Origin of the sequence: Alteromonas sp. LOR, assembly GCF_000753865.1 — a bacterium.
Lineage (GTDB): Bacteria > Pseudomonadota > Gammaproteobacteria > Enterobacterales > Alteromonadaceae > Alteromonas.
Genome location: NZ_JQFW01000015.1, coordinates 253,446 through 279,097 on the forward strand (window position 1 = coordinate 253,446; position 25,652 = coordinate 279,097).

Consider the following 25,652-nt stretch of genomic DNA (forward strand, 5'->3'; position numbering starts at 1 on the left):
GTTATATGGCGCAAAGCAAGCAGTCTCAGATTAAGCTCCTGATTGCAAAAGGTAAAGAGCAAGGTTACTTAACCTTTGCAGAAGTTAACGACCACCTGCCGCAAGATATTGTCGATTCTGATCAAATAGAAGACATTATCCGCATGATCAACGACATGGGAATTCAAGTTTCTGAATCAGCACCTGATGCAGATGAACTTCTCATGCAAGAAGCAAATGCAGACGAAGATGCAGCAGAGGCTGCAGCGCAAGCACTTGCAACTGTAGAAAGTGAAATTGGCCGTACTACAGACCCTGTCCGCATGTATATGCGTGAAATGGGAACCGTAGAACTTTTAACACGCGAAGGCGAGATTGAAATAGCCAAGCGTATTGAAGATGGCATAAACCAAGTTCAGTGTTCTGTAGCAGAATACCCAGAAGCAATTACTTATTTGCTTGATCAATGGGACTTATATGAAGCAGAAGAAATTCGCCTAAGCGATATTATTTCTGGCTTTGTTGACCCTGATGACGATCAAGATCTTGCTCCAACGGCAACGCACATCGGTTCTGACCTTTCAGAAGAAGAGTTAAAAGATGAAGACGATGACAGCGATGACGATGACGAGGAAGAAGAAGACACTGGCGTAGACCCTGAACTTGCGAGAGCGCGTTTCGACGAACTTCGTACTCAATACATCAAAACTCGTGATGTTATTGAGAAGAAAGGTCGTTCGCATGCAGAAGCACGCAAGCAGATCAACGCATTAAGCGACATTTTTAAAGAATTCAGACTTGTTCCTAAGCAGTTCGATCGCATGGTGAAAAACATGCGCCATATGATGGACAAAGTTCGTATTCAGGAACGTCTTGTCATGAAGTTTTGCGTAGTTAACGCAAAAATGCCAAAGAAAGACTTCATTAAAGCGTTCGCAGGAAATGAAACATCAACAGCGTGGCTTTTTGCTGCAGTGAAATCTGGCGCTCCTTATGCCGACGAACTTGCTGTACATCAAGAAGAAGTAGAGCGCTGTATTAGCAAGATGAATCAAGTTGAGCAAGAAACTGGCTTGGTTATCGCAGACATAAAAGACATCAATCGTCGTATGTCTATCGGTGAAGCGAAAGCCCGCCGTGCGAAAAAAGAGATGGTTGAAGCTAACCTTCGTCTTGTTATCTCAATTGCTAAAAAGTATACCAACCGCGGACTTCAGTTCCTCGACCTTATTCAAGAAGGTAACATTGGTCTTATGAAGGCAGTTGATAAATTTGAATACCGTCGTGGTTACAAGTTTTCAACGTATGCAACGTGGTGGATTCGCCAGGCTATTACGCGTTCAATCGCCGACCAAGCCAGAACAATCCGTATTCCTGTGCACATGATTGAAACTATCAACAAGCTAAACCGTATCTCTCGCCAAATGCTTCAAGAGATGGGCAGAGAGCCAACGCCAGAGGAATTATCTGAACGCATGTTAATGCCGGAAGATAAAATCCGTAAAGTGCTTAAGATTGCAAAAGAGCCGATCTCTATGGAGACGCCAATTGGTGATGATGAAGATTCACATCTTGGCGACTTTATTGAAGACAGCACCATTGTGCAGCCTTTAGACTCGGCGACGGGCGGAAGCTTGAAAGGTGCTACGCAGGAAGTACTTGCTGGTCTTACAGCCCGTGAAGCTAAGGTTCTACGTATGCGTTTTGGTATTGATATGAATACTGACCATACACTAGAAGAAGTAGGCAAGCAGTTTGACGTTACTCGTGAGCGTATTCGTCAGATTGAGGCTAAAGCGTTGCGTAAACTTCGCCACCCTAGCCGCTCTGAGCAGCTTCGCAGCTTTTTAGACGAATAGCATTCTAGCGGTAGCTTCCTAGGCGAAGCTATAGCTAGGCATTAGTTTGAGGCGAGTTTGAAATTAAAGACTACATCAATCTAATAAGTGCTAAACAAGCTAAATAAAAAACAAAATCCCTGGCGAGAGCCGGGGATTTTTTTCGCTATGATTTTTTGCTATGAACAGCTGGCCACTTTATCTAAATGGTTCTGGCTTATATAACTGAGCATTAAGAGTAAAAAAAGCCTCCGCAAGGAGGCTTTTTAGTATGGATGAATTTAACCGTGTCGCTATACGCGGAACTGTTTAGCTATAGACTCTAAGTGCTGCGCTAAGTTAGCCAGCTCATTACACATGCTTCCCAGCTCTCCAGAGCGTGTTGCCGTTTGTTCCGTGCGCTGATGAATCTCATCTACGTGGCGGACAATATCAATAGCAACAGTACGCTGATCTTCAGTGTTGTGGGCGATTTGCTCGTTCATGTTGTTTATACGGCCGATGGTGCTCGTAATTGTTTCGAGACTACTACCGGCTTTGTTTGCCGTTTCTACACTATTAGAAGCTTGTTCAGTGCCCTTAGCCATAACCTGTACCGCTGATTGAGCCGCACTTTGAAGCTGTTCAATGGTGTTTTGAATCTCTTCTGTTGATTGCTGAGTGCGCGACGCCAACGTTCTCACTTCATCGGCAACCACCGCAAAACCACGACCTTGCTCACCCGCACGGGCGGCCTCAATCGCTGCGTTAAGTGCCAGCAAGTTTGTTTGCTCCGCTATTCCTTTAATTACGTCTAATACAGAGCCCACTTTATTTGAATCAGACTCTAGGCGACCTATGACATCAGCAGTTTCACGAACATTGTCCGCAAGTTGTTGAATACTCGTCACGGTTTGCTGAACAATTTGACGGCCTTCGCTTGCAGCGCTGGTGGCTTCGTTAGCATCACTTGCTGCTTGTGCAGCACTTTGCGCTACACCGTCAACCGAGCCGCTCATTGTATCAACTGCTTGTTTTGCATTAGTTGCTGAACGCTGTTGTACATCGATAGTGCGCTGCGTTTCTTCCGTTACGCCGCGCAAGTTTTGGGCTAAGTTTGACAGTGGGAGGCTTGCCTCAACAACGTCTTTCACCACGCCCTGAAGTTTGTCCATAAATTGATTGAACCAGTGAACAAGCTCACCAATTTCGTCTTCGCTGTTCGTTTCAATGCGAACCGTTAAATCGCCATTTTCCTGTGCAATATCTTTTAATGAGCGAACTACATCGTCGATACTTTGCTTTATACCGCGAACAATAGGGATAGCGGTGGCAAATAATAATATGGAAACCACTATCGCTAACACAACGCCGGTACTGATAAGTGACGTATTGGCCGAGTCAGTATTTTCAAACGCTTTTTCAAAGGCATCTTGCTGGTCGTCTCGAAAACGAGTCATTGCCACAATTACACCGTCATAAGACGAATTCATTTTGCTAGATAGCTCGCCTAATCGACTAAAGTCAGCTGTGCCGTCAACCATTGACTGAGACACATTAAAAGCGACTTTAAAATAGTCGTCAAAACCGGAGGAAATTTTAGCCATGTCAGAGCGAAAGTCAGGGCTAATACCCGCAATTTGATTCATTCCGCCTTTAGCTTCTTTTGCCAATTCTTGCGCAGCAACGAGGGTATCTTGATCGCCTGTAGTCACGGCGCTAGACAAGGTATCTCGTACCTTTTGCATTTCCACGAGTGTAGAGGCTGATAGTTGCAGTGCTGGAAACTGCACTGTTTGGACTTTTTCTAAAATAGCGCCATTGTTTAACGCAGTATAGACAGTGATTAGGAGGTAAATAACGAAACTTAAAACAGCAATTCCTGGGATCAGGAAGATTTTAGTCGCTATTGGCATTTTTTTAAGAAAACTCATCTGCTATCTCACTATTTTTATTATCGTCCAACTACTGCTCAGGAATACCTGACAAGACACTACTACTGTAATATATCTACAAGATTAACGAAAACTTTAATAAATAGTTGACGCTCGGCGCTCTAGGTACTTATCTAGTATTCGCGCCGAGCTTCATTAGCGTTTTAGAACGTGTAGTTCACGCCGACTTTTAGCAACGTTGCGTCGTTTAAGTCGTTAAGGTCATCGCTATACCAAGTGACATCAGCCTTTAGCGCCAAGCCAGGCTCAACATCATAACGAAGGCCAGCAGTTACCGCAGACACGTCAAGGTTCTGCTGTGCAGCAATACCGCTAGCTGCTTGATAAATGCCAGACCAAGTTGCATCTGTTACCGCATCGCCAGTCGCGATTGTTGGAGGAAGTGCTGCAACTAAACCAAGCTGCGCGCCATTGTCTGCCTCTTCAACTTCATAAGTAATATGCGGGGTAAATTTCCCAAAACGTAAACCGGCAGTCACATACCATGCTTTGTTGTCAGCAATAACAGAACCATCTACTTCTGTTTGAGTGTATTCTGCACCCACAAACCAATCGTACTTATCTACACCAACGGCTACTTCAAAGAAGGTTCCGGTGTCTTCTTCTACGCGCAAACCAGACGCTAATGCCGATGCACCAGGAACCACTGCACCAAACTGACCAGCGCCGTCTACAAACGCATCAAACTCTGGGTTTTCTGCACTCGTTTTACCGCGTGCTAGCAACGTACGTGCACTAAACCAATCTCTTGTTACTTCAAACGATACCGCTAAAACATTATCTAAGGTAAGTGCCGCAGGTGTTCCAGAAATGGTAGTGTCAGCTTGAGCACGGCCTGTAGTGAACTGTGCGCCATATTCCCAATCACCAGAGTAGTTAGAGTAATCAACTCTTACACCATCAATGTTGTTAAAGTCGATGCCGTATACCGAGTCAGGTGGCGTTAACCAGTGATAAGAATAACCAACATCTAACGATGCAGAGTATTTGAATAACGGCATCCGAATGCGGCCCGCACTAATGCTTGTAGTATTAGACACGTTATATGTCATATACGCCCATTCGAAGTCGGCGTCGTAATCGTCTCTACCACGACCTACAACCTGCGCGGTAGCAGACAACTTGTCACTGATTTCACCGCGAACTTGTAAACCAAATACACTGGCTGGGTCGAAGCTAAAATCGCTGTCGTAGTCGTAAACAGATTCGTTGTCGTCAAGTGTCATTCCGCCAATAAGGTTGGCGAAACCATTAATTTGAACTTCGGCGATAGCGGGTGCAGCCACAAGGCTAGCCATTGATAAGATAGCAAGTTTCTTTTTCATGCTTGTTCCTTTAATTCAGTCTAATACGGTAAAATTAAAACGTTGCTACTACGCGGACGCTATCGTTCACAGCACCTGCGTCTACAAAGCCTATGGCGCCGGGGTTTGATGCAACTTCAGCAATCACTTCTGCGTCAGAGCCTAATGATTTTGGCGGCTGACCTTTACCCGTAAAGACAAGCTTCGACCAGAAGGCCGTTAATTGAGACGCTGTTTTGTTAAGAACTTTACCGTTAAATTCGTCGGTTACAGCCTGACCTTCTTCAAGTGCTACAGGTTCGGCCTGAGTACCGCTAGGAAACGCCTTAGCTTTATTGAGAAACAGACGCGTGATGGTTGCTTTATCAAGCGAATCACTATTACTTGGGTGCACAACAACCGCTACATCAGCAAATGCCATGTTGCAACATAATGCTGCTGCAAGAATCCATTTTTTCATAAGATATCCTCTTAACTAATTCACGGTGTCGTTCACCGTATTTGTCGAAATCAGCCTGTGTTTAGTTTGTCACTCACCTCAAACGTAGTGTGGAAAACTGGTTCATCCAGTCACAATTCGACAACCGCTTAAGTATTGGTCACAAATGCCATTAACGCCAATTAAGTCGTTAAGTTTTAATAACTAAAAATTAGTAACTTAGGCACAACAAGCTGTGATGGCGCGCAGTGTATAGGGAAGGGATTATTTGACAACTAGACTAAGGACTAAGAAGCGACGATGGTGGTACGATCAGTATTAACAAATTGAACACATACTAAGAAAGTTTAAAAAATTAAAAATAAAAACAATAACTTAACGAATTACGGACAAAAGCTAAGCGCATCAAAACCAATATCAACGTATTAAATAACATACTTAACAAAGTGAACCTAGAAGTCTTGATTCGGTGGGCATAGGGCGAGCAGCCCTAGTTGGACCAACTCGCACTAACATTAACTCAGTTAAACGTCGCCTTTTTTATAAGGAATATCGCTATCGAGCTTTTCAATTTCCTGCGTTCGTTTAAGGGGTGAGTCTGTATTTCTTGCTAACCAGCTGTACGCCGTCGGCACGACATACAGCGTCATAAAGGCCGATACCAACACGCCTGAGAATATCACCATGCCAATCACCATACGACTTTCGGCGCCAGGACCTGTCGCTAGCACCAAGGGCAATGCACTGAATACGGTTGTAAAACCAGTCATCACAATGGGGCGTAATCTTTGTGTGGCTGCACGCTTTAACGCCTCTTCAAACTCCATACCACTGTCTCGAAGCTGATTGGCGAACTCCACAATGAGAATACCGTTTTTCGCCGCGAGACCTATTAGCATGACCAGTCCAATTTGGCTGTAGATGTTTATCGTCATCCCTGAGAAAAATAGACCAATATAGGCACCAACAAGTGCTAAAGGTACCGTTAGCATGATAACGAGCGGATGTACCCAGCTTTCAAACTGTGCCGCTAGAATAAGATAGGTAATTGCCAGCGCAAGCATAAACACATAGATAAACGAGCTGCCAGCCTCTTGGTACAGCTGTGACTCACCTTTGTAGTCTATAGATACGTTGTCAGGCAGCTCAGTACGAACAATCTCTTCGAGATATGTCAGCGCTTGGCCAAGGGTATAGCCCTCGGCTAGGTTTGCTGAAATTGTCACTGCCCGCATTCTATTGTAGCGATTTAGTCGTGAAGACGTAGCTTGCTCTTCAAAGGTAAGCAGATTATCCATGGGAATGAGCTCACCGGTTCTCGCTGAGCGAACATACAGGTTTTCAATATTATTTGGGCTTCTAAAGTCATCTTCGATACCCTCTAAAATAACATCGTACTCCTCTCCCCTATCAAGGAAAGTCGATACTCTGCGCTGTCCAAGCATTACCTCTAGCGTTCCACCAATATCACTTATGGACACACCTAAATCGGCCGCCCTGTCGCGGTTAATATTCACTAAAAGCTGAGGTGAGGTTTCTTTATAATCTGAATCTAATCGGATAAGCCCCGAGTTTTCAGCGGCTTTTTCAAGCACGGTATCCCGCCAGGCAACCAGGTTTTCATAGGTGTCGCCTTTTAACACAAACTGTACAGGACGCCCAAACCCGCCACCAGACACACCGCTTCGCATAATGGAAAACGCTCTTACATCAGGCACTGCGGTGAGCTTTTCGCTTAGCTCATCCATAAGCTCAAAAGTACTGAAATCTCTTACATCCCAATCAGCCGAACCCACAATCGCAATTCCTGCGTTGCCACCAAACCCAGGCGTTCTCACCAATAGCCGATTGATCTTCCCATTCTCGCGGTAGGGCATAAGAATGTCTTCAATCTGTTTGAGGTTGTTGGCGTTACTTTCAAAGCTCGCGCCTTCCTGCGCATTCATCAGAATAAAGAAATTACCCCTGTCTTCTTTGGGCACAAACTCGCTGGGCACTTTTTCTGAAAATTGAATAATAGCGATAACGGCAAATACCAGCAGCAACACCATGAGAATGGGCTGATGCAGGGTTTTGCCTAAACTCGAAAAATAACGATTTTCAAGCGCGGAAAAGCGCGAGTCCATCCAGCTTCCAAAGCCAGAGGCGCGCTCTCGCTTTTTCAGGATTTTAGAGGCCATCATTGGCGTTAGCGTAAGAGCGGTAAAGCTAGAGAACGCTACGGCAGCGGCGATAGCCAATGCAAACTCAGTAAACAAGCGGCCAATATTCCCTTCTAAGAATACCAGCGGAACAAATACTGAAATAAGCACGAGTGTGGTCGCAATGACTGCAAACCCAACTTCTTTTGCGCCTCGATAAGAGGCCAAAATGGGCGGTTCACCCATTTCAATTCTGCGATAAATATTCTCAAGTACAACAATGGCATCATCAACCACTAAACCTATCGCTAACACCATTGCTAACAAGGTAAGTAGGTTGATTGAAAACCCGAGTGCGTACATCACCACAAAAGCGGCTATAAGCGAGACTGGTACGGTAACCGCGGGAATTAAGGTTGCGCGAATATTACCAAGGAAAAGATAAATCACGATAACAACCATAAGCATAGCAATGCCAAGGGTTTCGTACACTTCATCAATAGAGGCTTCAATGAACACGGAAGAATCGTAGCTAGGCACGATAAAAATGTTATCTGGCAGTGAGGCCTCTATTTTCGCTATTTGTGCTTTTGCGGCTCTCGCCACTTCTAGCGTGTTAGACTTGGACTGCTTGATAATACCAAGCCCAATCATATTAACCCCGTCGCCACGAAACTCAGTTTCATCGTCTTCTGCGGTTAATTCTACGTTGGCAATTTCGCCTAACCGCACTAAATACCCGTTTTCGCCCACTGCTACGGTTAATGCCGCAAAATCTTCGGGTGTCAGGAATGTGCGCGCGACTCGTACTTCGAAGTCTCTATCTACAGATTCTACTTCACCCGCCGGTAACTCAACATTTTCTGCTCGAATGACTTGTTCTACATCGGCTACGGTAATGCCTCTTGCAGACATTGCCGTTCTGTCTAAGAATACCTTCATGGCGTAGCGACGTCCGCCGCCTATCTGAACTCTTGCAACACCATCGACAATAGAAAGTCGGTCGACGAGGAAGCGCTCTGCATAGTCGGTGAGCTCCATCGTATTAAGGTTAGTGCTTCGTAAGTTGTACCACACCACTGCACTTTCATCGGAGTTGGCTTTCGATACTTCAGGAGGATCGGCTTGATCTGGCAAATTATTTAATGCTCGACTGACCCGCTCTCGCACATCGTTGGCAGCGGCATCAATGTCCCGAGTGAGTTTAAACTCAATAGTAATGTCAGACCTGCCGTTTCGAGACGTTGACGTCACGTTCTTAATGCCTTCGATGCCGGAAATTCTGTCTTCTAACAGTTGGGTTATACGGGTTTCAACAATGTTGGCCGAGGCACCAGCATAAGTGGTATTCACCGATACAATAGGCGGGTCGATATCAGGGTATTCACGTAGCGACAGCATGGAAATAGCAACCACACCGAAAATAACCAGTAGCAGGTTGATAACGGTAGCAAATACCGGGCGTTTAACAGAAACGTCAGACAATAACATAGCGCTGCGCTCCCTTATCGATTCAGAACATTAACGGGAGATTCATCACGCACCCGCAATGTACCTTCAGTAATCACTTCGTCGCCCTCACTAATACCTTCTATGATTTGCACTACACCAGGTCTTCTCTCCCCAATGCTTACTTCGGTTTGGTGTGCTACATCATCTCTTACTACGTAAACGAATTGCTTGTCTTGTACTGGCACAAGGGCTTTTTCAGGAAGGACAAGTGTATTGAGTACACGCTTTTCAACCGTAACGGTAAGCAGCATGCCGGGACGCAAGCGATTGTCTTTGTTTTTTATGGTTGCGCGAACGTTGATAGCGCGAATAACAGGGTCAAGGCGAGTATCCACATTGCTAATCACTCCCTCAAACTCTACCCCAGGGTAGGCAATGGAAGAGGCGGTAAGTCGCTGTCCTGTAGCAACGCTGGCAAGGTGAGTCTCCGCCACACTAAAATCGACTTTCACCACGCTAATATCATCAAGTGTGGTAATAGTATTTCCAGGCTGAACAAGCGAACCTTTACTGATCATTCTATTGCCCAACAAACCAGTAAACGGCGCGCGAACCTGTAGGTCGTTAAGCTGCGCTTTGGCAATATCTAACTGCGCTTCTAACGCTTTCACCCGAGCGTTTTGCTCGTCGAGTAATTGCTCTGATGTGGCGTTTGTTTGGCGCAAGTCTGAAATACGGGTGAATTGACGTTTAGCTTCGTCAATATTTGCTTTTAATTCTTCAACGCGAGCACGCTCTTCAGAGTTATTTAACTGAACTAACAGCTCACCTTCTTTTACCTTATCGCCGTCTTCAAAATTGATGCTCGCAATGGTTTCTGTCACTTGCGCCGTAATATTTACCGATTCATTGGCCACCGCGGTTCCAAGGGACTCTATTGTGATAGGCAGCGCTTCAATACTGGCAAAGGCGGTTTTGACGGGAGTAGCACGCTGACCACCTTGCTGCTCGACATTGTCCTCTGGCAAATTCAAATACACGACAATACCTGCCAACAATGCAACGCCAATTAACAGTGGTGATAAAGAAAAACGTGAAGACATAACCTTTCCTATAGGTAAAATAACAACCCGTGATAGAGTAGTCATCAGGCAACTATTTATAAAAGCGGTGCACAAAGAGCAAAGACATCTACGGGTATTCCGTTTACTACGTTTATTGTGTACAGCACTATTATTTATTGATTTTATTTTGTTAAGAGTATTCTACCTTTTTCAATGACTTTCTTTTTTCGCTTATCACCTATTTTGGCAGTTTTAACGCTTTTGGGCTGTTCTCAACACTCACCAAGTGACCCCCTGTGCCGACAATCTGCGTTACTTGAATCGCAAGCTGTCGATCAACGCCAAAACAATAACGACACCCAAGCTGCTGCGTGCCTTATCAAAACCCAAGATAAGGCGGTGCTTATTCGCCATCGATTAAGCGGAAAACTCGATTTTCCCGGCGGAGGCGTGAATGAGGGTGAATCACTATCTTGCGCTGCACATCGAGAAACATGGGAAGAAACCGGCTTTAATGTACTGGTTCGAAAGCAATTAGGTAAAACATCCAATGGACTAGCCCTATTTGCCTGCGACTTAGACGCAGGTATCGACTTACTGCCTGAACATTTTAGTCCGCCTTCATGGGCAGCGCTTGAAGTGATTGCAATTGAAAAGGTGGACCCGTTTTTACTTAATCATAAGTCGCTGCGCTATGCCGATGACCTTATTTCGCTTCGCGATGGGTTTATAGCGTTTGACACTAACTAATAGCCATACCAGAGTGAGATTTAAATCTCACTTTTGATACATTGTAATAAGCGGTCAAAGTGGCGAGACGTGTCTCATCGCGCTATATAAAAAAATAGAATAGAAAGAACAGAAGAGACAGACCGCCCCGATTTTTCAATATTAAGGAGTAAAGCGTGTTTTCATTGCCGACAAAGAGCCTTAAAGGCACCGTATCAGAACAAGAGTGGCAAGCCCGTGTTGATTTGGCAGCGTGCTACCGCCTTGTCGCGGATATGCGCTGGGGCGACCTCATATACACGCATATATCAGCTAAGGTGCCGGGAACCGAGCATTACCTTGTTAATGCCTTCGGGTTAACGTTTGACGAAGTGACCGCGTCAAATCTAGTGAAAGTAGACCTAGACGGCAATATTCTTGATGATACGCCCTACGGCATAAACCCAGCTGGCTTTACTATTCACAGTGCAATTCACGAAGTACGTCATGATGCAGAATGCGTCATTCACCTTCACACGCTGGCCACTATCTCAGTGGCATCGGTAAAAGGCGGTCTAAAACCATGGAGCCAGTACTCAATGTTTTCACTGCCCTCTTTGTCATACCACAAGTATGAAGGACTTGCCGTTGACGACGCTGAGCGAAAACGACTCCAAGACGATTTGGGTGATACTAATCACATGCTGTTGCCCAACCATGGCGGCCTTACATTAGGCCCTACGGTGGGTGATGCGTTTATGCGCTTTTACGACCTTCAGCGGGCATGTGAGATACAACTTGCATTAATGCAGTCTAATGAAGAGATCATTGAGATCCCCCAACCTATTATTGACGGTATCTATGAGCAGGCCAAGGTTGTGCATAGCGGTGCAACCGGCGGGCAAAAAGCATGGCCTGCTATGTTGCGCAAGGCGTACAAATTAGACCCAGGATTTTGTGAATAACATGACTACGTACTTGTGATCACAGCCACCTGCTGATGTTTACAATGAAACGGTAAAGATTGAAATAAATAACGGAACTGAACCTACATTATGAAAGTGACCAAAGTAGAAATATTCGACATCGAATGCCCGAAGCGCCCTCAGTGGAACCCTGTGTTTGTCAGAGTGTATACCGATGAAGGTATTACCGGCGTGGGCGAGGCGGGTCTTGCCTACGACTGGGGCCATAGCGCCGCCGCTAATATGGTAAAAGAGATTGCCGAAGCCTTACTGATTGGCTTTAACCCCTTTAATACCGAACTTTTATGGTCTCGCATGCTGCGCGAAGGCTTCTGGGGACTAGGTGGAGGCCCGGTTTTCTATTCTGCAATGAGTGCTATCGACACCGCGCTTTGGGATATTAAAGGCAAAGCCCTCGGCTTGCCGGTTTACGAACTTCTTGGTGGTAAAACTAACGGTAAACTTCGCAGTTACGCCAGCCAGCTTCAGTTTGACTGGGATACGGAAATCACCAAACTCAACGACCCTGCCGACTACGCTCGCGCTACTGAAAAAGCGTTAAAAGATGGCTACGACGCGGTTAAAGTTGACCCAATCGTTTACGACAAAGACGGCAACACCCATTTTGACAGAACCAAATTGTTTACTAAGCCGGAGCTCAAACTGTTTCGCGCACGTTTACAAGCAATGCGTGACGTTATGGGTGAAGACGGTGATATCATTTTCGAATGCCACAGCTTGCTAGGTGCCTCTACCGCTATTCAGTTAGGCAGCATTGTAGAAGACATTGGTTGTTTATATTACGAAGAACCAGTGAACTACTTGAACTCTAAGCTACATGACAAAGTAGCGAAAAACGTGAAGGTGCCTATTGCAGGTGGCGAACGTTTATACCATCGCTGGGACGTACGGCCTTACCTTGAAGATCAATCCATCGACGTACTACAGCCTGATGTGGGTCTTTGCGGTGGCTTTACCGAAGCGAAAAAGGTGTGCGATTACGCGGATATTTACGATGTGCGTATTCAGGCACATGTATGTGGTGGCCCTGTGGCAACGGCAGCAAGCCTGCACCTTGAAACAGCCATACCAAACTTCCTGATCCACGAGCATCATACCTATGCCACTAAAGCGTGGAATAGAGAATTGTGTATTCAAGACCCTCAGCCAGTGAATGGCTTTATTGAGGCACCGGACACGCCGGGAATTGGTATCGACTTAAATGACGACATTGTGTATCGCTCTCCCCACATGACGGTAACTGAACTGAAATAGCGAGTGATATAAGACTAGGGCACCGCAAACAAGTAAACGATTCTACTTTTTTGCGGTGCTTTTTTATTAGGGTTTTCCCCATCAGCTTGTACTCCAATAACTTGTACCTCTAAAACTGATACCACTTGTATGCATTTTTATAACGCAGCTTCTCTGCATCATCCTTGCTGAGACAAAAAGCCGTAGAGGCTGTTTGAGACTGCATACGATTGAGCATGTCGTCATACCCTTTTAGTAGTTGAGCGTAAGGCATTCGCCAGGTACACAAGGGAAAATTGCTCGCCAGCATAACGTTATCTATAGGAAGTATATCAAGAGCGGTATTAAGCAATCGCTCAACAGAGGGCCACGTCCATTGTCTGTCCTGCATCTCCATACCTGAAAATTTAAATGCCATATTGCCGCATTGCGCCAGTGCACGTAAATTACGCTGCCATTTTGTGTAAGCAAGGCTGGAATAAAAGTGCCGGCTTGAATTTGTGTGATTGCTAGAGCCTTCAGCGGGTAAGGAGCCTTTAGCGGGTAAATAGCCTTTAGCGGGTAAATAGCCTTCAGCGGGTAAGGAGCCTTTAGCGGATAAGGAGCCCTCAGCAGTCAGAGTCTCTGCTGGTAAAACATCAGCTAAAAAAGGCGCTGCCCCGACATGATTAACTATTACCGCCAGCTCTGGAATACGCTCAACCACATTTAATAACGCCCTTACGCTTGCCGTATCGGTAATATCGAATTGCGCATCAAAAGATAGGTTATTGGCAGCCATGTGTTTCAGGCTATGCAGCACCTTAGGGCTTCGCAATAGGGTTGCTGCATCATCATCGAGAATATGACGAAGCCCAACTACAGAGCGAAAACGTTTTAATCTATCAATGTCTGATAAGGAAGTAGACGACTGCAAGTCGATATTAGCAACACTGCGAAACGGTTTTGTGCAGTGCTGCTCTAAAAACGCTACCTCTCGCCACGGTTGCCCGTTATCAAAACCTGCCTCAATATGCACAAACCCGCTCAACGCTGCGTGATTTCCTTTAAACAAATCCCTTTCATATACGCTGTGTGCGATGACAGACTTGTCCCGCCAATAGGGCCGATTATTAGGCTTTAGCCAGTCGTAATGACCGTGCTGAAGGGCAAAAAAGTGTATATGAGGGTCAATCCAGTTCATAGGCTTTCTTCCACATCGTTATTGCGCCGTGTACCCACCATCCACAGCATGAAGACTTCCAGTGATAAAAGACGCTTTATCGCTACAAAGGAAATAGGTGAGTTCGGCGACGTCTTGAGGTTGACCTAGCCTGCCAATGGGCTGGGCTGCCGCTTCTTCTGCTATAACGTCATTTTTATTTGCCCCAGAACGCGCGACATAGTTGTCAATGGCGTTGTGAAACAATGGGGTTTCAATAGTGCCAGGGCACACCGCATTCGCCCTTATATTAAAAGAGGCATAATCAAGGGCGGTACTTTTAGCTATGGAGGCCAATGCAGATTTTGTTAGCCCATAGGCGAAGGAGTTTTGTTTACCCACATAGGATTGATCAGAGCCCATCACCACTATCGCACCTGATTGTTGTGCTTTCATAATGGGTAACGTATTTTTTATTGCGGCGTAAGCCCCTTTAATATTTAGGCTTATTATACTGTCGAGTAACGCCTCGTCAGTATCTTCGATAGTGGCTGATACGTGTTTGCCCGCATTGCACACCAACGCATCAATACGTTTATAGTCTTGTGCCACAGACGCCAGTGCTTTTTCTACCTCGCTCACGTTGCTTACATCGCACTTTATCCACTCACAATGTAGAGGGGCGACGTCAAAGTGCCTAATGTCTAAATTCACCACGCGATAGCCGTTTTCAGCAAATGTTTTACACACGGCAAGGCCAATTCCTAAACTGCCACCCGTTACCACGCATACTGGGCTATTATTAAGCTTAACGTCAGTATTAACACTAGCGTCAGTATCAATTTCGGTATTCGTTGTGGTATTGGTCATAGCTCACGTTACCCCTAGTCTATTTCTGTTTTCTCTGTGCTTTCTTTATGATTGCGCTAGCTTCTGTGGCGTAAGCATGCCAGCGAGTAGGATAAATGCAAGGAAAAGCCAAAAGGCCATAAGTAATATTTAACCCGAGTCCTGTTTAAGAAACGGGGTACAGGTAATTAATTATTAACTTTCAGTTAACGGACTACTCTGACCACTTGTTTTATGGCTATAATAGAGAAATTAAAACACTTGTTTGAAAAAGGAGTCATCCATGCCTCTACACCATGCCCCTACCGCTGATTTTCAGTTTCTTTTAAAAGAATGGCTTGGACTTGATGCCCATTATGAAAAGCTCGGTATCAGTGATTTTGACAGCGACCTAGCGAATGAAATTATTTCTCAAGGTGCTAAATTTGCACTAGATGTTGTTGCTCCATTAAACCGAGAGGGCGACGAAGAAGGCTGTAAGCTTGAAAATGGTCAGGTTACTACACCAAAAGGTTTTGCCGACGCCTATCAAGAGTACGTTGCCAACGGCTGGAATGCCATGCTTGGCTCTGCTGAGTACGATGGTCAAGATTTACCTTACACCATGGCGGTACCGGTTCACGAAATGTTGAATGCTGCTAATTTAAGCTGGCGCTTAACGACTATGCTCACCGAGAGTGCGACACTTGCGGTCACTAAGCATGCAAGTAAAGCGCTTAAAGATACGTATCTTGCGAAGCTTATCAGCGGAGAATGGACAGGCACCATGAACCTTACCGAGCCTCACGCTGGAACAGACTTAAGCTTGCTAAGCACTAAAGCGCAGCCTCAAGACGACGGCAGCTTTAAAGTAACAGGTAACAAGATATTTATTACTGGTGGAGATCACGACTGGAGTTCTAACGTTATCCATCTAGTGCTGGCTCGCCTACCTGATGCGCCAAAAGGCGTTAAAGGTATCAGCTTGTTCTTAGTACCCAAATTTCTACCTGACGCGAGCAATGAGCCGCGCGAAGCAAACAGCCTGTCAGTGGGCAGTATTGAACACAAGATGGGTATTAAAGCCAGCCCTACCTGTGTAATGAACTTCGACGGTGCAACCGGCTGGTTAGTGGGTGAGGAAAACCAAGGGTTAGCTTGCATGTTCACCATGATGAACGATGCTCGCTTCCAAGTAGGTTTGCAGGGCTTAGGTGCTGCTGAAGCGTCTTATCAAGGTGCCCTTACTTATGCTCGCGACCGAGTTCAATCTCGCGCACCCCAGGGCATTCAAAACCCTGAAGGTAAAGCCGACCCAATCGTATTTCAGCCCGACGTAGCAAGAATGCTGCTAACGCAAAAATCGTTAATCGAAGGTTGTCGCGCTCTTTCGCTTTTCTACGCCAAATTTATGGATATCGAAAAGCACACAGAAGGCGAAGCAAAACAAAACGCAGAGAATGTGCTTCAGTACTTAACACCTATCTGCAAAGCCTTTATGACTGACATGGGTCTTGAAACCACTAACATTGGTGTACAGGTATACGGTGGTCACGGCTTCATCCGCGAATGGGGAATGGAGCAGCTGGTGCGCGATGTGCGAATTGCCATGCTGTATGAAGGAACCAACGGTATTCAAGCCCTCGACTTAATTGGCCGCAAGCTCACCCGAGATGGCGGAAAAATGATGGAGTCGACCTATACTGCATTTAGTGAACTGGTTAACGACATTGAAGATGGTGAGAACAAAGCACTAGCACAAGGTCTATTAGATGACTGGCGCGCTTCTTCTGCCGACTGTTTAGGCATGGACCCAACCACAGCTGCATCAGCGGCATGCGACTTCCTAAATTACAGCGCATACTCGCTAATTGGCGTATTGTGGTACAGCATGGCTGATAAGGCGCAGCGCTCAGATAATGCGGTATTAGCAGCTTCTAAAGTGAAAACCCGAGACTTTTACATGCAGCGTATTTTACCTCGCCGCGACGCACACAAAGTAGCGTATAAAGCAGGGCCAGATAGTACACTAGCGATTAGCGGCGACGAGTTCGACTACTTGTAATGCTACTGGCTATTGCCTGTTAAGTGGTAGGTGAAAGGTGGTAGGTGAAATGTACCTACCACAGGCCATTGGCTTCGAAAAAGCTGTGACAAGGTGCTCGCTAAAAATATACGCGAAAAGGACTTGTTAAAAGGTACTTTCTAAAAGTACTTGTTCAAAGGTACTGGCAACAAAAACAAAAAGGTCGGCTAGAATTGCATAGTTAACGCTATGCACTCAAGCCGACCTTTTTTTGCAGTTTTCCATGTACTTTTAAATCTTATTAGCCTTCGTTCTTTAGGCTTTCAGTGTCTGAGAACGTATCGTCAAACCAATCATCTAACATGGCCTTTTCATAAAAGAGGTTTTCATTTCTCATGTTTCGGATATTGGTATCCATAAAGCCCATGTCTTTAAGCTTGAAGTCATCTTCACTTTTCAGTACTTCGCCACTGCTATCGGTTAACGAATAACTGAACGTCATTCTTGGTATATCAACACGCTGTATTACACGCACGTCTGCGCCCATGTTGTTGCCAAAACCAATAAATTGACTGGGCCACACTTGGCCGGCTAAATCGATATTGGTAACAACCATCGATAGCGTGTGAGATTTCGGCAAAGATGCGGCTAACTCAACTAAATGGGCTTCTAACGCCTTAAGGGTGCGTTCACGAAAACGAGCTCGAGACTCATTTGAAGGGCGCACATCGGTAAAAGACTTTGGCTCTTTCCACGTTACTTTTAGTTCGCCAGCATGAGATGGCAATACGACGGCAGTGCTTAACAACACCGTACATAAAGAGGCTGCTATGGTAGACAACTTTTTCACGTTTACTCTCCTCGGTTCGGTCTTCTCGCAAACGTTTTCGGCGTTTCTAGATATTAATCTGGCTTTCGCATTAGAGAAGACTGCGTAATAGTATGGCAAAGTTGAGCGCGTTTGGTTCCCGAAAAGTTGGGGTTTATATCGTCCTTTTCACAATAATTCGCATAAAACCGCTTAACACTATCTGTAGATACGGTGATTTTTTCAACATAGTTTTGTTGGTAGGGCTTTAATGGTTTTAGCTGTGTCGTGATATCACTACGTAAACTTTCTAGCGCGCGCTGCTCTGGCAGCGTAGAAAGTGAGATGAACCAATCGGATACAGAGTTTTGAATGCCTTCAAACAAGTATTGAACAAAGGGAGAGCGCAAGATTAACACAAGCACAATAATTTCAGCAGTAATGATAAAAAACCGTAGCATAACGTATTACATAACCTATCTTAATGGCGGCTTTTAATAGCTTTGATTAACGCTGACATGTGAATGACACCTCTTGTAAATGCGTTCAAACTAACGCTACTTTGCGCGCTATGGTGTTTAACGTGTTACTAAAATCAATTCTAGATACTTGAGTCGTAGTAAAGCATATACGCTGATATTACACTATTGTGATTACTTTCTAGTACACAATTAATAATACGTCAGTATGCGAATGCGCTTTTTATTATTGGATATGGTTTACACTTTGTAGATTATTCACCTATATGAAAACTTACTTTCTGAACTTTCAGTATTGACTGAAAGTTTAAAAAGTACGATCATAATGAACATTCTTGATCTACATTAATCATGACAATCCTGTTGCTGGTATACTCCACGCGCCATTTAAGGATGTTAGCTAAGGTTTATTTATGAACGAACAAATACCGGTCAAAAATGTCACACCGGTAAAAGTGCACAAACCAAAGGGAGACGGTCAAGGTAAACGCCACGACTCCCGCAGTCGCATTTATGTACGAGCCGTAAAAGGGCCGCTGGAATCGTTCCGCCGATTTTTTGGGCTTATTTTTCTTGGCTTGTTCGCCATCATTCCTTGGCTTCAATTTAACGGCCAGCAGGCCGTCTTACTCGATATTGGTGAGCAGCGCTTTACGATATTTTCGCTAACACTTTGGCCTCAAGACCTTACGCTATTAGCCTACATATTTATTGTGTCGGCTTTCGCCCTCTTCTTTGTTACCACTTTTGCAGGTCGAGTGTGGTGCGGTTTTATGTGCCCACAAACCACCTGGGTATATATTTACACGTGGTTTGAAGAGAAATGTGAAGGGCCCCGCAATAAGCGAATTAAGTTAGACGAGCGTCCAATGGATGCCGATAAATTTATGCGTAAAACGGCTAAACACACCGCATGGGTGGGTGTTGCTCTGTTAACGGCGCTTACTTTTGTTGGGTATTTCACGCCCATTGGCGCGTTATTTGTCGACTTTTTTACTTTCAACGTAAGCTTCTGGGCTGGCTTTTTTGTTATTTTCTTTGCCGTGTGTACCTACGGCAACGCAGGTTACATGAGAGAAATTATGTGTACTCACATATGCCCTTACGCTCGCTTTCAATCTGCAATGTTCGATAAAGATACCTTTACCGTATCTTATGACGCCAACCGCGGCGAAAAACGAGGCCCGCGCCCACGCAAGCTTAGTCACGAAGAGGTGAAAGAAAAAGGGTTAGGCGATTGTATCGACTGTAACTTGTGTGTACAGGTCTGTCCTACCGGCATCGATATTCGAAATGGATTGCAGTACGAATGCATCAACTGTGGTGCGTGCGTTGACGCGTGTAACGGTGTCATGGACAAAATGAATTACCCCAAAGGACTCATTAGCTTTACTTCTGAAGAAGAGTTGGCTGGCGGTAAAACCCATATTATACGACCTAAGCTCATCGGCTACTTTGTGGTACTTGTGATCATGATTGGCCTGTTGTTCGCCAATATCTACACTCGCAGCCCTACAGAAGTCGATATTATTCGCGATAGGAACTCTCTGTATCGCGAGACTAACGAAGGACTGATTGAAAATGTGTATACCATCAAGGTATTGAACAAGACACAGAAGCGTCAATCCTACACCATAGAAATAAAAGGCCTTCCTGATTATGAATATATTGGAAAGCAGGAATTTTTCGTTGAAGGTGGCGCGGTGTATTCAACGCCGATATCGGTTGCAACCGACGCCTATAATCTGGAAGATACGGTCACTGACATATTCATTAGTGTTACCACCACCGTAGACGGTGATATTGTAACCATTGATGAGCCAACTAAGTTTCTTTATCGATGACAGATTTTTCTTTCTCGGGCTTAAGCCCAGATACGATACTAGATGCCCTGGAAACCCAGGGCATTTTTCTTCAAAGCGGTCTATTAGCGCTTAATAGCTACGAAAACAGGGTTTATCAATTTATTGCCGAAGACGGCAAACGTTATGTAGTTAAATTCTATCGACCCGGCCGTTGGTCTGACGAACAAATCCAAGAAGAGCACAACTTTGCTAAGGAATTAGCCGACAACGAAATTCCCATCGTCGCTCCCATGGCCGTTAATACAAAGACGCTGCACCATCATAGCGTTGGAAGTACGGACTACCGTTTTGCACTGTTCCCCTCGGTGGGAGGTCGTCAATTTGAAAACGACAATTTAGACCAGTTAGAATGGATGGGACGGTTTATCGGGCGCATTCATCTTACGGCTCAAGCCTCTGCATTTTCTTCTCGCCCTGCAATTGATGTTGAAAGCTACTTATTAGAACCTCAACGGGTTTTAGAGCAAAGTGAGCTATTGCCTGAAGGCCTTAAAACGGCATTTTTCGCTATTCTCAACCCAGTGATTGAAGCTACACAAAAAGCGTACAAAAACGTGTCTTCCCCTATTCGGCTGCATGGCGACTGCCACCCTGGCAATATCTTATGGCGCGATGGGCCTACCTTTGTTGACTTAGACGATTGCAGAATGGGGCCCGCCATTCAAGACTTGTGGATGATGTTAAGCGGAGACAGGCAGCAGCAATTACTTCAGCTAGACACATTAGTAGAAGCCTACGAGGAGTTTCAGCCATTTAATAAAGCGGAGCTTTCGTTAATAGAACCCTTAAGAGCCATGCGAATGGTACATTATATGGCGTGGCTTTCTCGTCGTTGGTCAGACCCTGCGTTCCCTCGTGCATTTCCTTGGTTTGCAGAGGATAAATACTGGGAAGGACAAATTTTAGCGCTCAAAGAACAAATGTCTGCATTGCAAGAGCCGGCGCTAAAATTAGGCATGTAGTTTCGCCACATTATTCCACTAGCTACATGCATCAATACTACTGCGGCTGTCGTAAGTCGCCGTTAAAGCCTATATACTCGCCCCCGCGTAGGTGCACATGAATCGGCCTTGCTAGCTCATAATAGCCCACTTTAGCCAATAAAAAGGCGAGACCAAGCTAAAAAATAGAGGGCAATAAAGGGCAATGCCGATAATTGTGTTAAACGGGAAATCAGTTAAATGCTGATGCTGCCCCCGCAACGGTAATCTCAGTACTACATAAGTGCTATATAAGTGCTATATCAGTGCTACATCAGTACTTCTTTTTTACACGCCACTGTCGCTAAGCCAATGTGATCGTTGACTTTTTCGATGGGAAGGCAAAAGAGTGTCAGTCTCATAGCTATACGCTTAAAAACAATGAGCAGATGACGAGAAAGCCCGGATACCGGCCTGTGCTTCACGGCCCGTGCACTATCAATGAGTGTACGGTGCTTTCGCTTAATCATGTGCTCGGGCGGAGCGCATAAGAGACTATTATTGATTATGGAATTATCTTTACTACAGGCTGCTTTTACTAAGACTGCAACGGCCGCTGCAATCCTAACGTATATCACTTCAACTTCTGTTTTTTCTCAAGAACGTTCTACAGACACCAACGACGTAGAAACCCTCACCGTAACAGGCACTCGCCTACCGATAACGCTTACAAAGCTACCGGGTGCGGTATCGGTATTAACCGAGAGCGACATAAAAGCCTCAGGCGCGTTGCAACTTACCGAACTTATACGCGGGCTTCCTGGCGTCAGCTTATCTCAATCAGGAAGCCCAGGTGGTCTCACCGAGGTAAGAGTGCGAGGCAGTGAAACTAATCATCTTTTGGTACTTATTGATGGCGTTATTGCTAATGATATCGGCCAGGGTAGCTTGATTGATTTAGCCCATTTAACCGCTGCAAATATAACACGCATCGAGTTATTGAAAGGCCCACAAAGCGCACGTTGGGGCAGCGGCGCTATTGGTGGTGTATTAAGTATTACCACTAAAGCCGGTGCTGAGGGTAACGTCACGCCTCAGCTAAGCATGTCGGCAGGAGTGGGTACGCAAAACACCTACAGAGGAAGCGTAAACACATCATCACAACACGACAACCTCGGCGTGTCGGCGTACGCAAGCTACATGCAAACCGATGGCGATAATATTGCAAGAACGGGGAGTGAAGACGATGGTTATGACAACCTTACCGCTGGACTGAACCTTCGATTTGACGCCAATGATGAGCATACGTTTTCTGCCTACCTGCGTACCGTAGACTACGAAAATGAGTATGACGCTACAGACTTTGCTACCACGGGATTGCCCGCAGATGCAGACAACGTTACAAAAGGGGTTCAAGTTAGCTCGAAACTGAAGTGGGATTACCAAGCTAAAAACAGTGACTATCGCTCAGCGCTTACTGCACAATACAGAAAAGATGAAAATGACAACACGACGTCCGGCGCTGACGCAGGCGGCACTACCGGTGAACGTATTGAGCTAAATTGGACCAATTTCTACAGTGTAAATGATTGGCAGTTAGCCGCAGGAACTGAATACCTTCAACGTTTGTTTTCACAGCGTGGGCCTGTGGTTTTCGGCGATCCTAACCAAGACCAACGGGATGATACCTACAGCGTTTTTACCGAGGCTACTGGAGAGTTAAGTGATAAGGTTTTCACCTCGCTTAGCGCACGCTTCGATAATAACAGTGAATTCGACAATGCATCTAGCTATCGCGCCGGACTTACCTGGCAGCTTGACCGTCATATCGCTTTATTCACCAGCTACGGAAAGGCAGTTAAAACCCCCACCTTCACCGAACGCTTCGGATATACCCCAGCCAGCTTTATCGGCAATCCTGATCTTATTCCAGAAAAAAGTGAAGAGGTTGAGGTAGGCGTTAAAGGTCGTTGGCAAACCGTGACGGCACAAGTCAGTGTTTACAATACTCAGCTACAAGATGAAATAAATGGCTTTGTATTCGATGCGCAAAGCGGCGCATTTACCGCGGGCAATGTAGACGGTGAAAGCCAGCGAGACGGTGTAGACGCAGAATTTAGCTGGCGTGGCGACTTTGCTGATATTACTGGCTCTTACAGCTATCTTGATGCCCAGCAAACCAGTAATGCACAAAGCGCCATTGAGCTTAGACGTGCTCGGCATCAAGGTGCTATTACGGTAACGTCAGATTTTGGTCTTGAGAAATTCAGCTTTTACACAAAGCTTGCCTATACCGGCACACGCTTTGATACGTTTTTCCCTCCATTTCCTGCGCCTTCAGAAACCCTTGCGCTATCTGCTTACACACTGACAAGCGTTAATGTGAGCTACCAGCTTAGCAATCAATGGCAATTGTCACTAAAAGTGAATAACCTGTTTGATAAAGAGTACGAAGATATCATTGGGTATGTGGGGCAAGAGCGACGCGCCCTGCTTTCAATCAGTTACACGCGCTAGATCACAGGCATGGTATTACACAACAAGACACACGTTTAACTGAATGTGTGTCTGGACAAGCTCATTGAATAGCGCAAATAAGAAGTAGTGCCTATCTGCACCAGCATGGTTAACCATGTTGGTGCTACTTTGTTTACCTTGCGTGTTATTCAACTTACTTGGTGTGCAATTTCTGTGATGCGCAATTTCTGTGATGTTCAGCGGGGATTAAGCTTTCTACTGTATCATTTCGTTGTGTTTTTTAGCTTGCTGGTCGTTGAAGTTAGGGCGTGTTGAGCTTTGCTGTGCATTTTTGCAGCGGTCTGTGAGCTATTTGAACAAGGCGAATGGTTGAAGGTCTAGCGGGCTAAATCGAAACCATTCAACGCAGAGTAAATAGCTCACAGGCGCTGCCCGAAGGGGGCGTTATGGAAGCATTTTACTCTTTGGCACAGCCCTTTGACTTAGCCCACTAGGCCTACAGGACTGTTTCGCGATTAAAATGCTTCCATTTAGCCCAAAACTTGCACAGCAAAGCTCAACACGCCCTAGTTAACGCTCAAAGCCTGTGATAATCTTTTGCCGATAAAAATCTTAAATATAAAGGAACTTATTCCATGAAAAAGTTTGCAGTAATGTTTGTCATGGCAATGCTTTTGCCATTAGCCGCTTGTGCTCAAGAGTCAGGCGCAAAATGGAAAGAAGGTACGCATTATAAAGTGGTTAATGAAGAAGCTACTGATAAGCCAGTAATTACTGAATACTTCTCGTTCTGGTGCCCACACTGCTTTCAGTTTGAGCCAATTGTTGAACAAATAAAACAGAAGAAAAGTGACGGTACTGCGTTTAACAAAGTACACGTAAACTTTATGCGCTTTACCGGCCCAGACGTGCAGGATGCAGCGACAAAAGCGATGCTTATTGGCCGTGCAATGAAACAAGAAAATGCGATGAATGGCGCAATCTTCAATTACATTCATAAGCAAAAAGCTTCTATTACTAATTTGAAAGACTTGCGTAACATCTTCGTCGTAAACGGCGCTGACGGTGAAGAATTCGACAAGCTTGCCAAAAGCTTCGGTGTTAACAGCATGCTGCGTAAAAACCAGCAGCAAATCGACGCTAACCGCGAGTTATTAACCGGCGTACCAAGCTTCATTATTAATGGAAAGTATCAGCCTACTTTCACATCTGACATGTCTTATGATGATATTGCAGATTTAATTGTATGGCTGTCTGAACAAAAATAGGTCTGAGCAAAATAAGCTTGTAATGGGCCTGCCCAGTCGCTATTGCTGAGCAAGGCACGAGGCAAAATACGACCAACGAAAATGGGCGCTTTCAAAGCGCCCATTTTTATTAAGCCCGGCTTTTTATTGAACCAGCTTTCTAGGGCAAGACCTAGTGAACAAGGAACCTTATGACACCAGTAGATTCGTTTGCAGACTTTATATGTGAACTTGATAAGCTAAAGGCTGTTAAGCGAAAAATTACGCTTCCGGCCGATAATGATCGGGAAGAAAACTCTGCCGAGCATAGCTGGCATGTAGCGCTTATGGCCTCAATGCTAAGCCAATATGCTGCAAAACCTATCGACATCCAGCGCGTGATACACATGATCCTCATTCACGATGTGGTAGAAATTGACGCGGGCGATATGTTTGCCTTTAATACGCAGCAAGACCACGCGGCTCAGGCTGAAAAAGAAATAACAGCGGCCAAACGAATTTTTGGCCTTCTTCCGTCACCGCTTAATAAAACGATGCTGAAGCTGTGGCTTGAATTTGAGGACGCAGCAACACCTGATGCCGAATTTGCTAAGGCGATGGATAGGGTACTTCCCGTATTTCAAAACATGAAAAATCAGGGCGGAAGCTGGGCGACCCATAAAATTACTCGCCAGCAGATAGAAAAGCGCAATGCACACCTTAAAACCTGTGCGCCGGCCCTCTGGGATTACGTGAGTAGACAGCTAGACATTGCCGTGGCCAATGAATGGTTGATAGGCTAA

Annotated in this window: 19 protein-coding genes and 1 riboswitch; of the genes, 10 read left to right on the plus strand and 9 right to left on the minus strand. The window is 45.3% G+C overall.

Features of this window, described 5'->3' with window-relative positions:
• The first annotated feature begins 5 nt into the window (after positions 1–5).
• Positions 6–1,838 (plus strand): RNA polymerase sigma factor RpoD, encoded by a 1,833-nt coding sequence (rpoD, locus tag JV36_RS0106465; protein ID WP_032095718.1) that lies wholly within the window; start codon positions 6–8, stop codon positions 1,836–1,838.
• 272 nt (positions 1,839–2,110) lie between these two features.
• Here rpoD and JV36_RS0106470 read toward each other — a convergent pair whose 3' ends face one another.
• The 5 genes from JV36_RS0106470 to JV36_RS0106490 all read right to left on the minus strand — a co-directional run bounded on the left by JV36_RS0106470 (position 2,111) and on the right by JV36_RS0106490 (position 10,190).
• Positions 2,111–3,730 (minus strand): methyl-accepting chemotaxis protein, encoded by a 1,620-nt coding sequence (locus JV36_RS0106470; protein ID WP_032095717.1) that lies wholly within the window; start codon positions 3,728–3,730, stop codon positions 2,111–2,113.
• A gap of 164 nt (positions 3,731–3,894) precedes the next feature.
• Complete coding sequence (locus JV36_RS0106475; RefSeq protein ID WP_032095716.1) at positions 3,895–5,076, minus strand: hypothetical protein; 1,182 nt, start codon at positions 5,074–5,076, stop codon at positions 3,895–3,897.
• A 34-nt stretch (positions 5,077–5,110) separates the two neighbouring features.
• Positions 5,111–5,515: a phosphate ABC transporter substrate-binding protein gene (locus JV36_RS0106480; protein WP_032095715.1), complete on the minus strand. Its 405-nt coding sequence runs from the start codon at positions 5,513–5,515 to the stop codon at positions 5,111–5,113.
• A 503-nt stretch (positions 5,516–6,018) separates the two neighbouring features.
• The gene (locus tag JV36_RS0106485; protein WP_032095714.1) at positions 6,019–9,126 is read right to left on the minus strand and encodes an efflux RND transporter permease subunit; all 3,108 of its coding nucleotides are present in this window, start codon (positions 9,124–9,126) and stop codon (positions 6,019–6,021) included.
• A 14-nt stretch (positions 9,127–9,140) separates the two neighbouring features.
• A complete protein-coding gene (locus JV36_RS0106490; RefSeq protein ID WP_032095713.1) occupies positions 9,141–10,190 on the minus strand; it encodes an efflux RND transporter periplasmic adaptor subunit in 1,050 nt (349 codons plus the stop codon).
• Between the two features lie 174 nt (positions 10,191–10,364).
• On the opposite strand from JV36_RS0106490, the gene JV36_RS0106495 reads away from it, so the two are divergent.
• The 3 genes from JV36_RS0106495 to JV36_RS0106505 all read left to right on the plus strand — a co-directional run bounded on the left by JV36_RS0106495 (position 10,365) and on the right by JV36_RS0106505 (position 13,099).
• A complete protein-coding gene (locus JV36_RS0106495; protein ID WP_032095712.1) occupies positions 10,365–10,901 on the plus strand; it encodes an NUDIX hydrolase in 537 nt (178 codons plus the stop codon).
• 155 nt (positions 10,902–11,056) lie between these two features.
• On the plus strand, positions 11,057–11,824 hold the full coding sequence (locus JV36_RS0106500; protein WP_032095711.1) for a class II aldolase/adducin family protein: 768 nt from the start codon (positions 11,057–11,059) through the stop codon (positions 11,822–11,824).
• A gap of 90 nt (positions 11,825–11,914) precedes the next feature.
• On the plus strand, positions 11,915–13,099 hold the full coding sequence (locus JV36_RS0106505) for a mandelate racemase/muconate lactonizing enzyme family protein (protein WP_032095710.1): 1,185 nt from the start codon (positions 11,915–11,917) through the stop codon (positions 13,097–13,099).
• Positions 13,100–13,208: 109 nt separating this feature from the next.
• On the opposite strand, the gene JV36_RS19080 is transcribed toward JV36_RS0106505, so the two are convergent.
• Entirely contained in the window at positions 13,209–14,261 is a 1,053-nt protein-coding gene (locus tag JV36_RS19080; RefSeq protein WP_034331477.1) for an amidohydrolase family protein, read from the minus strand.
• An 18-nt stretch (positions 14,262–14,279) separates the two neighbouring features.
• Positions 14,280–15,089 carry an SDR family NAD(P)-dependent oxidoreductase gene (locus JV36_RS0106520; RefSeq protein WP_081926550.1) on the minus strand — a complete coding sequence of 270 codons (810 nt, stop codon included), beginning with the start codon at positions 15,087–15,089 and terminating at the stop codon, positions 14,280–14,282.
• A 262-nt stretch (positions 15,090–15,351) separates the two neighbouring features.
• Here JV36_RS0106520 and JV36_RS0106525 point away from each other — a divergent pair, with 262 nt between their 5' ends.
• Positions 15,352–17,112: an acyl-CoA dehydrogenase family protein gene (locus JV36_RS0106525; protein WP_032095709.1), complete on the plus strand. Its 1,761-nt coding sequence runs from the start codon at positions 15,352–15,354 to the stop codon at positions 17,110–17,112.
• A 262-nt stretch (positions 17,113–17,374) separates the two neighbouring features.
• On the opposite strand, the gene JV36_RS0106530 is transcribed toward JV36_RS0106525, so the two are convergent.
• Both JV36_RS0106530 and JV36_RS0106535 read right to left on the minus strand, forming a co-directional pair.
• The gene (locus tag JV36_RS0106530; protein ID WP_032095708.1) at positions 17,375–17,923 is read right to left on the minus strand and encodes a DUF3016 domain-containing protein; all 549 of its coding nucleotides are present in this window, start codon (positions 17,921–17,923) and stop codon (positions 17,375–17,377) included.
• A gap of 53 nt (positions 17,924–17,976) precedes the next feature.
• Positions 17,977–18,342: a hypothetical protein gene (locus JV36_RS0106535; RefSeq protein WP_032095707.1), complete on the minus strand. Its 366-nt coding sequence runs from the start codon at positions 18,340–18,342 to the stop codon at positions 17,977–17,979.
• A 431-nt stretch (positions 18,343–18,773) separates the two neighbouring features.
• Between JV36_RS0106535 and ccoG the strand changes: the two genes are divergently transcribed.
• From ccoG to JV36_RS0106560, 5 genes are all read left to right on the plus strand, one after another.
• Positions 18,774–20,204 carry a cytochrome c oxidase accessory protein CcoG gene (ccoG, locus tag JV36_RS0106540; RefSeq protein WP_032095706.1) on the plus strand — a complete coding sequence of 477 codons (1,431 nt, stop codon included), beginning with the start codon at positions 18,774–18,776 and terminating at the stop codon, positions 20,202–20,204.
• The gene (locus tag JV36_RS0106545) at positions 20,201–21,187 is read left to right on the plus strand and encodes a serine/threonine protein kinase (protein WP_032095705.1); all 987 of its coding nucleotides are present in this window, start codon (positions 20,201–20,203) and stop codon (positions 21,185–21,187) included. The genes ccoG and JV36_RS0106545 overlap by 4 nt, the downstream gene beginning before the upstream one ends.
• A 161-nt stretch (positions 21,188–21,348) precedes the next feature.
• Positions 21,349–21,637, plus strand: a riboswitch (cobalamin riboswitch).
• Between the two features lie 75 nt (positions 21,638–21,712).
• Entirely contained in the window at positions 21,713–23,662 is a 1,950-nt protein-coding gene (locus JV36_RS0106550; protein ID WP_032095704.1) for a TonB-dependent receptor plug domain-containing protein, read from the plus strand.
• 596 nt (positions 23,663–24,258) lie between these two features.
• Positions 24,259–24,891: a thiol:disulfide interchange protein DsbA/DsbL gene (locus JV36_RS0106555; protein ID WP_032095703.1), complete on the plus strand. Its 633-nt coding sequence runs from the start codon at positions 24,259–24,261 to the stop codon at positions 24,889–24,891.
• A 170-nt stretch (positions 24,892–25,061) separates the two neighbouring features.
• Positions 25,062–25,652, plus strand: a complete 591-nt coding sequence (locus JV36_RS0106560) for an HD domain-containing protein (RefSeq protein ID WP_032095702.1) — start codon at positions 25,062–25,064, stop codon at positions 25,650–25,652.